We start from the raw sequence: 10,191 nt of genomic DNA, 5'->3' as shown, positions 1-10,191 counted from the left end.
CGCCCAGCAGCGCGCGACGCCGGCGCAGGGCCAGGTGCGCGCGCAGCGCCAGTTCGGCCGGGTCGGCCAGCTGGCGCCGCTCGCCGATGGCTGTCTGCCGCAGCGCGTCGCGCACCAGTTCGGGCAGCTGCGGCGCCGCGTTCAGCCATTCGGGCAGGCGCTGGCGCACCGCGCGCAGCGTCCGCCGCATGCTGTAGCGCTCACGCAGGATGCGCTTGAGTACCGGATAGGCCACCGCCCAGATATCGATGTCGGGGTCGAGCATGCGCCCGACGCCCTCGATGTTGAGCAGGGTCTTCTGCAGCAGGATCAGCTGCGGCTGCAGCGTGAGCTGGAAGCGGCGTGCGGTCTGGAACAGCTTGACCACCACCTCGGCCAGCGAGATCTGCGAGAGCGGCCGGGTGAAATAGGGCTCGCAGACCGTGCGCACGGCCGCTTCCAGTTCGTCCAGCCGCACCGTCGCGGGCATCCAGCCGGCCGCCACGTGCAGTTGCGCGATGCGCGCGTAATCGCGCTCGAACAGCGCGATGAAGTTCTGCGCCAGCCAGTACTGGTCGGCCTCGGGCAGCGAGCCCATGATGCCGAAGTCCAGTGCCACGAAGCGCGGCTCCTCGCGCCGCTCGAGATCCACCCAGATGTTGCCCGGGTGCGCATCGGCGTGGAAGAAGTTGTCGCGGAACACCTGTTCGTAGAACACCCGCACGCCCTTGGCGGCGAGCGCCCGGCGGTCGATGCCGGCGGCATCGATGGCAGCCACGTCGTCGCAGCTGACGCCATGGACGCGCTCCAGGGTCAGCACGCGCTCGGCGGTGAGATCCCAGTGCACGGCCGGCACGTACAGGTCCACGCCGCTGGCGAAGTTGCGCTTCAGCAGGCTGGCATTGGCGCCTTCGCGCTGCAGGTCCAGCTCGTTGCCGAGCATCTTCTCCACTTCGGCGACCACGTCGAGCGGGCGGATCTTGTCGGCGTTGGGATGCCAGCGTTGCGCCAGTTCCCCGAGCGAGCGCATCAGCGCGACGTCGCGCGCGATCTTTGCCGCGATGCCCGGGCGAAGCACCTTGACCACCACCGCACGACCGTCGTGCAGGCTGGCCGCGTGCACCTGGGCGATCGAGGCCGAAGCGAGCGGGACTTCGTCAAACCGGGCGTACAGCCGGCCGACCGGCGCCTTGAGCTCGCGCTCCACGATCGCGCGCGCCTCGGCGCCGGGGAACGGCGGCACCTGGTCCTGCAGCTGGGCCAGCTCGTCGGCGATATCGGCGGGAATCAGGTCGCGGCGGGTCGACATGACCTGGCCCGCCTTGACGAAGATCGGGCCGAGCTCGATCAGCGCCTGCGCCAGGCGCGCGCCGCGCGGCAGCTCGCGGGCGCCGGGGCGCGTGCGCGCCAGCAATGGGCGCAGCAGCTTGAGCGGACGGTACAGGTGCGCCGCGTCGACCAGCTCGTCCAGCCGCCAGGCGAGCAGCACCGAGGCGACCCGCAGCACGCCGGGCACCACCTTCAGCGGCGTCATGCGCGCGGCCCCTGCATGCGCTGGCGCAGGCGCGCCAGCCGGGCTTCGAGGCGCTCGGTGCGCTCGCGCAGGGCATCGACGCCATCCAGGAAATCGTCCACCTCGTCCATGGCCGGGGTCAGTCGCGCTTCATCGCGCAGCCAGTCGGCACCGTCTTCGGTAAGGTGCCCGGCGCTCGCGCGCGCATGCCGCAACGCCCTGGCGATGGCCTGCGCGATCGGCACGCCGAGCACGTCGCCGAAGCTGCGCGCGAAGGCCTCTTCGAAATCCGGCCGGAAGCTGCTCGCCAGCTTTTCCAGCCGTCGGGCAAGATCGGCGTCGCCGGCGATCTCGACCTTGCCCGGCGCGATGCCCTCCTCGCCCCGACGCAGCGCCATGGCGAGCAGGCTGCCGGGACTGGCCGCCACGCGCAGCTGGCCGGTGTCCTGCGGTGGGCCGACTTTCAGGCGTTCGCCCTCCACCGTCACGTCGAGTGCCAGCTCCGGGCCCCGCAGGTGCAGCTGGATGCTCCGGCCGGCGAGGGCGGCCAGTTTCTGGCGTGTGTCCGGATCCAGCGACAAGGTGTGATTGAGCGCGGTTTCCAGCGCGCGGCCGGCGAGCTGGCGCAACGGCTGCGGGAGCCAGGCGTTCGGGGTGGGGGCGTTCATCGGGCGATTGTAGCGGGCGGGGCTGCCGCCGCGGTCCGTGCGCTCGGCAGCATGTCGCCGTCGCGCCGCTACACTGCGCCGACGAACCCGAGCTGGCGCCATGCCTCGTACACCGCCACCGCCACGCTGTTGGAGAGGTTGAGGCTGCGGCTGTCCGGCCGCATCGGCAGGCGCAGGCGTTGCCCGGGCGGGATCGCCTCGAGCACCTCGGTGGGCAGGCCGGCGGTCTCGCAGCCGAACAGCAGGGCGTCGCCTTCGGCATAGCGGGCGTCCACGTGGGCGACACGAGCGCGGGTCGAGAAGGCGAACACGCGGGGCGCGTCCAGTGTGGCCAGGCAGGTCGCCAGGTCGTCATGTACCCGGACACGGGCGTACTCGTGGTAGTCCAGTCCCGCGCGGCGCAGGCGGGCATCGTCCAGGTCGAACCCGAGCGGACGGATCAGGTGCAGCGAGGCACCGGTGTTGGCGCACAGGCGGATGGCGTTGCCCGTGTTCGGCGGGATTTCGGGGCGGAAGAGGATGACATGCAGCATCCGCCCATTATCCGCCGTGCGGGCCCCCGATGGACCCCGGTGTGCGAGGTCCGCGTGCGCCGCAAGGCGCTCAGCTGTCCTGCCGCGGGCAGACCACGCCGTCGGGCGGCAGCATGCAGGTGCCGGGCACGGCCAGCATCACGCCGAGCCTGGCGCTGTCGACGCTACCGGCCAGTTGCACCGGGCCGGGCATGAAGAGCATCGAGGCCATCATCCATCCGCACACCAGCAGGCAGGCGGCGAACAGGCTGCGCAACAGAAGGGTTTCGAGTTTCATGGCGGATTCCTTGGGCTTGAGGGTGGGTCCTGTCCCGGGTGTGGCAAGCCCCGTGCCAGCCTGCGGATTTTTACTAACACATTGACTGTAAAGCGTTTATGCGTCCTCTGGTGGCGCGTCCGGGTTGTCCGCGGACACTGCGCGGTCCGCGGACGGACACCGTCCGGACAGTGCCGGCACTTCCGGCGCTTGTGCTTGTTCGTCGCTGACCGATAGCCTCGGGCTTTCTTCCGCGAGACAGGAGGTTGCACCGTGGCAAAGCGTTTCCCACCCAAGACCGCGCTGGCGCTGATCGCCGCCAGCCTGCTGGCTGGACCGGCCCTGCTGCGGGCGCAGGCCGCGGATGCGCCGACCGCGCAGGTGCAGAAGATCCCCGAGCTGAAGTACGAACGCTTCACCCTGCCCAACGGACTGACCGTGGTGGTGCACGAGGACCACAAGGCGCCGGTGGTGGCGGTGAGCGTGTGGTACCACGTGGGTTCCTCCTACGAGCCGAAGGGCGAGACCGGCTTCGCCCACCTGTTCGAGCACCTGATGTTCCAGGGCTCGGAGAACCACCGGGACGAGTACTTCAAGCCGTTCGAGCTCGCCGGCGCCACCGACCAGAACGGCACCACCTGGCTCGACCGCACCAATTACTTCGAGACGGTGCCGACCACCGCGCTGGACATGGCGCTGTGGATGGAGTCCGACCGCATGGGCCACCTGCTCGGCGCGATCGGGCAGAAGGAACTGGACGAGCAGCGCGGCGTGGTGCAGAACGAGAAGCGCCAGGACGAGAACCAGCCCTACGGCCGCGTCAGCGAGCTGATCCAGGCCGAGGCGTTTCCGGCGAACCACCCCTACCACCACGACACGATCGGCTCGATGGCCGACCTCAACGCCGCCTCGCTCGGTGACGTCAAGCAGTGGTTCAAGGACTACTACGGCGCCGCCAACACCGTGGTGGTGCTGGCTGGCGATATCACGCCGGCGCAGGCGAAGGCGAAGATGCTCGAGTACTTCGGTGACATCGGCCCGGGCCCGGCCGTGCCGCGCCCGCAGGCATGGGTGGCCCCGCGCGATACGCCGAGCCGCAGCACGATGACCGACAACGTGGCGCAGACGCGCATCTACCGCGAGTGGAACGTGCCCCCGCGCACCGACCTTTCGCTCAACCAGCTGCAGCTGGCCGCGGCGGTCCTCGGCGGCGGCAAGACCTCGCGCCTGTACCAGCGCCTGGTCTACCGGGACAAGCTCGCCGACGACGTCTCGGTCGACATCGAGCAGCACGCGCTGGCCAGCCTGTTCGAGTTGCAGGTGGATGTGAAGAAGGGCGTCGAGCCGGCCAGGGTGGAGGCCGCGGTGGCCGACGAATGGGCCAGGTTCCTCAAGGACGGTCCCACGGCCGACGAGCTGGAGCGGGTCAGGACCGGCATCCGCGCGGCGTTCGTGCGCGGCCTGGAGCGGGTCAACACGCAGGCTTCGATCCTCGCCGAGGGCCAGCTGTACCAGGATGACCCGGGCGCCTACCTGAAGGATTTCGATGCGCTGATGGCGGCCACCCCGGCCAGCGTGAAGGCCGTGGCCAACCGCTGGATCGCCAAGGGCGACTACACCGTCACCGTGACCCCGGGCAAGGTCGAGGAAACCGACCTGGCCACCGCAGCCGGCCGTCCCGCCCAGCCGGGCAAGCCGCAGCCCCGGCTTGCCGCCAAGGGCGACTACCGCACCACGCCCAGTTCGGTGGACCGAAGTAAGGGTGTGCCGCAGGTGACCCGCTTCCCCGGCCTCACCTTTCCCACCCTTCAGCACGGCAAGCTGGCCAATGGCATCGAAGTCACCCTGGCCGAGCGCCACGAGGTGCCGGCGGTGCAGGTGCAGCTCCAGTTCGACGCCGGCTACGCCGCCGACCAGGGCCGCAAGCTCGGCACCTCGAGTTTCACCATGGCGATGCTCGATGAGGGCACCCGGGACCTGGATTCGGTGGAAATCGCCAAGCGCGAGCAACGCCTGGGCGCCATGATCACCAGCGGCTGCGGGCTGGACGCCTGCAGCGCCGCGCTCAATGCGCTCGACGACAAGCTGCAGCCCTCGCTCGCATTGTTCGCCGACATCGTGCGCAACCCGGCCTTCCGCACCGCCGACGTCAACCGCCTGCGCGGCCAGTGGCTGGCGCGCATCGCGCAGGAGAAGAGCCAGCCGACCGGCATCGCGCTGCGCACGCTGCCACCGCTGCTGTATGGCAAGGGCCACGCCTATGCGATCCCGTTCACCGGCTCGGGCACGGTGCAGTCGATCACCGCGCTGGACCAGCAGGACATGCGCCGGTTCATGGGCGACTTCATCCGTCCGGACAACGTCCAGATACTGGTGGCCGGCGACACCACGCTGGACCGCATCATCCCGCAGTTGAACAAGGTGTTCGGCGACTGGAAACCCGGCACGGCCAGGGTGCCGGCCAAGAACCTCGCCAAGGTGGCGCCGCCGGCCGCCTCGCGGGTCTACCTGATCGACCGCCCCGGCGCGCAGCAGAGCCTGATCCTGGCCGGCGGCCTGGCCCCCTCGACCAAGGCCGGCAACAACCTGGCGATCGAGACCATGAACGGCGCCTTCGGCGGCACGTTCAGCTCGCGCCTGAACATGAACCTGCGCGAGGACAAGCACTGGGCCTATGGCGCCTACAGCTTCATGCCCGATGCGCTCGGCCAGCGCCCGTTCCTGATGTACGCGCCGGTGCAGACCGACAAGACCGCCCCGTCGGCCAAGCAGATTCTGGCCGAGGCGCGCGCCGTGGTCGGCCAGCATCCGCTGACCGCCCAGGAAATCGCCAAGATCAAGGAAGGCGACGTGCGCAGCCTGCCCGGCGAATACCAGACCACTTCCGCGGTGATGGATGCGCTGGAGGACATCGCCCTGTACGACCGTCCGGACGACTGGGTCCAGACCGAGAAGGCACGCATCGAGGCACTGAAGGATCCGCAGGTGCAGGCTGCCGCCAGGGAGGTGATCGACCCGGGCCACCTGACCTGGGTGATCGTCGGCGACCTCAGGAAGATCGAGGCCCCGGTGCGTGCATTGAACCTGGGCACGGTGCAGGTGCTCGATGCCGACGGCAAGGCGGTGAAGTAGGTCCTGGCCGCTCTCCCCGCCGGCCCGGGGTGAGCGCCATCCGCGCGGTACGAGCGCCCGGGCGAAGGACTCGCGCCAGCGCCGGGCTGGTCGTCCCGCCCGGGGGCGTTCTGGCAGCGCTTTCTGCCAGCCTTCAGCTCCTACCCGGGGCGGGCACGGTACGATGAACGCCTTCGCGTTCCCCGGAGCCCTACAAATGCGCAAGACCGTGTTGCTGCTCGTCCCCGTCCTGCTGCTCGGTGCCTGCACCTGGGGCATCACCCTCAACGATGCGGGCAAGCAGGTCCGGACGGCCTGGACCGGCGACGTCTCGTCATGCCGCGACCTGGGCAAGGTCACCGTGTCGGTGATGGACCGGGTCGGCCCGGTCGACCGCAACGACATCAAGGTGCGCGACGAACTCGAAGTGATGGCGCGCAACGAGGCGGCCAAGATGAATGCCGACACGGTCAAGCCGCTGGGCGAACCGGTCGATGGCGAGCAGGCCTGGGGTGCCTACCAGTGCGGCAGCGCGCGGCCGTCGGCCGCAGCGCCGGCCACCCAGCCGGCACCTGCCGCCAGCGGTGGCCTGCAGACCTATCCGATCCAGGGCGGCTGAGCGAGCCTCGCGTCGGGCGTGACGCCCGAAGGCGTCCCGTGACCTGCGCGCCCATGCGTCCGGTGCGCGGGCGCCTGCTTTCCGTGCGCCCGCGTATGCCCTTGCGATAGCCAGCGCGGGCCATTCGGGCGAAAATGGGCGTCTTGCCTTTTCCGCGCGGCCCGGCCGGATCCTCGCCGCGCGGCCCCCTACGCCCTTGCACGAGAGGTCACGCAGACGATGTCCCAGGCCCCGAAGATTCTCTACACGCTGACCGACGAAGCGCCGTTCCTGGCCACCCAGTCGCTGCTGCCGATCGTCACGGCGTTCGCGCAGACCGCCGGCATCGACGTGGAGACGCGCGACATCTCGCTGGCCGGGCGCATCCTCTCGCAGTTCCCCGAATACCTGAAGCAGGAACAGCGCATCCCCGACGACCTGGCCGAGCTCGGCCAGCTGGCCACCACGCCGGACGCCAACATCATCAAGCTGCCCAACATCAGCGCCTCGGTGCCGCAGCTGAAGGCCGCGATCAGGGAGCTGCAGCGCCAGGGCTATGCGCTGCCGGACTACCCGGACGAGCCCCACGGCGACGTCGAGCAGTACAACATCAAGGCGCGCTACGACAAGATCAAAGGCAGTGCGGTCAACCCGGTGCTGCGCGAGGGCAACTCCGACCGCCGCGCACCGGCCTCGGTGAAGAGCTACGCCCGCAAGCACCCGCACCGGATGGGCAAGTGGAGCGGCGATTCGAAGACCCGCGTGGCGCACATGGACGCCGGCGACTTCTACGGCTCCGAGCAGTCGGCCACGATGGACAAGGCCGGCAGCCTGAAGATCGAACTGGTCGGCAAGGACGGCACCGCCACCGTGCTGAAGGAAAAGGTCGCCGTCCAGGCGGGTGAAGTGGTCGACGCTTCGGTGATGAGCCGCGCCGCGCTGGCGCGCTTCGTCGATGCCACGATCGCCGAGGCCCGGGCGGCCGGCACGCTGTTCTCGCTGCACCTGAAGGCCACCATGATGAAGGTCTCCGACCCGATCATGTTCGGTGTAGTGGTGCGCGAGTTCTACAAGGACGCGCTCGAGAAACATGCAGCCGAGCTCAAGCAGATCGGATTCGACGCCAATAACGGCATCGGCGATCTCTACGCGCGGCTCTCCCAGCTGCCAGAAGACAGGCAGGCGGCGATCAAGGCCGACCTCGAGGCGGAGTATGCGAAGCGTCCGGGCCTGGCGATGGTCAACTCCGACAAGGGCATCACCAACCTGCACGTGCCCTCCGACGTGATCGTCGACGCCTCGATGCCGGCGATGATCCGCGACTCCGGCAAGATGTGGAACGCCAAGGGCGAACTGCAGGACACCCTCGCGCTGATCCCCGACCGCAGCTACGCCGGCATCTACCAGGCGGTGATCGAGGACTGCAAGGCGCACGGCGCGTTCGATCCGGCCAGCATGGGCTCGGTGCCCAACGTCGGCCTGATGGCGCAGAAGGCCGAGGAGTACGGCTCGCACGACAAGACCTTCCAGATCGCCGCCGACGGCACCGTGCGCGTGACCGACCAGGACGGTCGCACGGTGTTCGCGCACCCGGTCGAGGCCGGCGACATCTGGCGCATGTGCCAGACCAAGGACGCGCCGATCCAGGACTGGGTCAAGCTCGCCGTCACCCGCGCGCGCCTGTCCGGCACGCCGGCGGTGTTCTGGCTCGATCCGCAGCGCGCCCATGACGCGCAGCTGATCGCCAAGGTCGAGCGCTATCTGAAGGACCACGACACCACCGGCCTGGACATCCGCATCCTGCCGCCGGTGGAGGCGATGCGCCTGTCGCTGGAGCGCATCCGCAAGGGCCAGGACACCATTTCGGTGACCGGCAACGTGCTGCGCGATTACCTCACCGACCTGTTCCCGATCATGGAGCTGGGCACCAGCGCCAAGATGCTCTCGATCGTGCCGCTGATGGCCGGCGGCGGGCTGTTCGAGACCGGCGCCGGCGGCTCGGCACCCAAGCACGTGCAGCAGTTCGTCGAGGAGGACTACCTGCGCTGGGATTCGCTGGGCGAGTTCCTCGCGCTGGCCGCCTCCTTCGAGCATCTGGCCGAGCGCTACGGCAATCGCCGCGCGGCGGTGCTGGCCAAGGCGCTGGACGAGGCCAACGGCCGGATCCTGGACAACAACAAGTCGCCGGCGCGCAAGGTCGGCGAGCTCGATAACCGCGGCAGCCATTTCTACCTGGCGCTGTACTGGGCGCAGGCGCTCGCCGCGCAGGACGAGGACGCCGGGCTGAAGGCCACCTTCGCCCCATTGGCCGAGGCGCTGGCGGACAACGAGTCGGCCATCGTGGCCGAGTTGAACGGCGCCCAGGGCAAGGGCGTGGACATCGGCGGCTATTACCACCCGGACCTCGCCCGCACCGGCGCGGCGATGCGGCCGAGCAAGACCTTCAACGACACGCTTGCCACGCTGAAGGGCTGACGAAGAAGGGCGCCTCCGGGCGCCCTTCCTTTTTCCGCAGGCGCGCGCCCGTGCCCGATCGGGACGCGCGGGTGCGCTCCTGCCGCAGGGGATCTAGGCCTCCGCGCTCGCCTGGTCGAGCAGCGCGATCTCATCCGGCGCCAGTGCGAGCTTCACCGCGTCGAGCAACTCGCGCAGCTGCGCCACGCTGGTGGCGCTGGCGATCGGCGCGGTCAGGCCGGGGCGGGCGATCAGCCAGGCCAGCGCCACCTGCGCGGGCGTGGCCCGGTGGCTGGCGGCAACGCGGTCGAGCGCGTCGAGGATGCCCAGGCCGCGTGCATCGAGGTACTTGCGCACGCCGGCGCCGCGGGCGCGGCTCTTGGCCAGGTCCGCCTCGCTGCGGTACTTGCCGGTGAGGAAGCCGCTGGCCAGCGCGTAGTAGCTGATCACGCCGACCTGTTCGCGCCGGACCAGCGGTTCCAGTTCACGCTCGTAGCCGGCGCGGCGCAGCAGGTTGTACTCCGGCTGCAGCGACTCGTAACGCGGCAGGCCGTGTTCGGCCGACACCTTGAGGGCGTCGGCGAAGCGGTCGGCGCTGTAGTTGGAGGCGCCGATCGCGCGCACCTTGCCCTGCTCGATCAGCCGCCCGAACGCACCCAGCGTCTCGGCCAGCGGGATCGACGCGTCGTCCTCGTGCGCCTGGTACAGATCGATGCAGTCGACCTGCAGGCGCTTGAGGGAGCCCTCCACCGCCTGCTGGATATTGACCGGCGACAGGCCCGGCTGTTCGGCCCACTTGGCCACCTTGGTGGCGATCAGCACCCGGTCGCGCTTGCCGCTGGCGCGGAGCCAGCGACCGATGATGGCCTCGGACTCGCCACCGCGGTTGCCTGGCACCCAGGCCGAATAGACGTCCGCGGTATCGATCAGGTTGAAGCCGGCGTCGACGAACGCATCGAGCAGCTCGAAGGAACGTTTCTCGTCCGCGCTCCAACCGAACACGTTGCCGCCGAAGGCAAGCGGGGCGATGGCGAGCGGCGAGCGGCCGAGCGGGCGCAGGGGCATAGGGGTTCCTCCGG

8 protein-coding genes are annotated in these 10,191 nt (G+C 69.6%); 3 read left to right on the top strand and 5 right to left on the bottom strand.

Translation table 11 applies throughout. The features are described from left to right. From ubiB to VFH59_RS01490, 4 genes are all read right to left on the bottom strand, one after another. A partial coding sequence (gene ubiB / locus VFH59_RS01505; RefSeq protein WP_325163121.1) for a ubiquinone biosynthesis regulatory protein kinase UbiB occupies positions 1 to 1,513 on the bottom strand: 1,513 nt, incomplete at its 3' end. Continuing rightward, the gene (locus tag VFH59_RS01500; RefSeq protein WP_325163120.1) at positions 1,510 to 2,160 is read right to left on the bottom strand and encodes a ubiquinone biosynthesis accessory factor UbiJ; all 651 of its coding nucleotides are present in this window, start codon (positions 2,158 to 2,160) and stop codon (positions 1,510 to 1,512) included. The genes VFH59_RS01500 and ubiB, both read right to left, overlap by 4 nt. Positions 2,161 to 2,228: 68 nt before the next feature. Continuing rightward, positions 2,229 to 2,693 (bottom strand): tRNA (cytidine(34)-2'-O)-methyltransferase, encoded by a 465-nt coding sequence (locus VFH59_RS01495; protein WP_325163119.1) that lies wholly within the window; start codon positions 2,691 to 2,693, stop codon positions 2,229 to 2,231. Between the two features lie 70 nt (positions 2,694 to 2,763). Then, a complete protein-coding gene (locus VFH59_RS01490) occupies positions 2,764 to 2,970 on the bottom strand; it encodes a hypothetical protein (protein ID WP_325163118.1) in 207 nt (68 codons plus the stop codon). A 252-nt stretch (positions 2,971 to 3,222) separates the two neighbouring features. Between VFH59_RS01490 and VFH59_RS01485 the strand changes: the two genes are divergently transcribed. The 3 genes from VFH59_RS01485 to VFH59_RS01475 all read left to right on the top strand — a co-directional run bounded on the left by VFH59_RS01485 (position 3,223) and on the right by VFH59_RS01475 (position 9,133). Then, positions 3,223 to 6,081, top strand: coding sequence for a M16 family metallopeptidase (locus VFH59_RS01485; RefSeq protein ID WP_414655839.1), 2,859 nt, complete (start codon positions 3,223 to 3,225; stop codon positions 6,079 to 6,081). A 196-nt stretch (positions 6,082 to 6,277) separates the two neighbouring features. Next, positions 6,278 to 6,679, top strand: a complete 402-nt coding sequence (locus VFH59_RS01480; RefSeq protein ID WP_325163117.1) for a DUF4156 domain-containing protein — start codon at positions 6,278 to 6,280, stop codon at positions 6,677 to 6,679. Positions 6,680 to 6,898: 219 nt separating this feature from the next. Further along, a complete protein-coding gene (locus VFH59_RS01475; RefSeq protein WP_325163116.1) occupies positions 6,899 to 9,133 on the top strand; it encodes an NADP-dependent isocitrate dehydrogenase in 2,235 nt (744 codons plus the stop codon). Positions 9,134 to 9,226: 93 nt separating this feature from the next. On the opposite strand, the gene VFH59_RS01470 is transcribed toward VFH59_RS01475, so the two are convergent. Further along, the gene (locus VFH59_RS01470) at positions 9,227 to 10,177 is read right to left on the bottom strand and encodes an aldo/keto reductase (protein WP_325163115.1); all 951 of its coding nucleotides are present in this window, start codon (positions 10,175 to 10,177) and stop codon (positions 9,227 to 9,229) included. Between the last annotated feature and the right edge of the window lie 14 nt (positions 10,178 to 10,191).

Origin of the sequence: Frateuria sp. (assembly GCF_035695185.1) — a bacterium.
Classification (GTDB): Bacteria; Pseudomonadota; Gammaproteobacteria; order Xanthomonadales; family Rhodanobacteraceae; genus Frateuria_A.
Note: the sequence above shows the minus strand (reverse complement) of the source record. Positions and strands in the feature narration are given on the sequence as shown.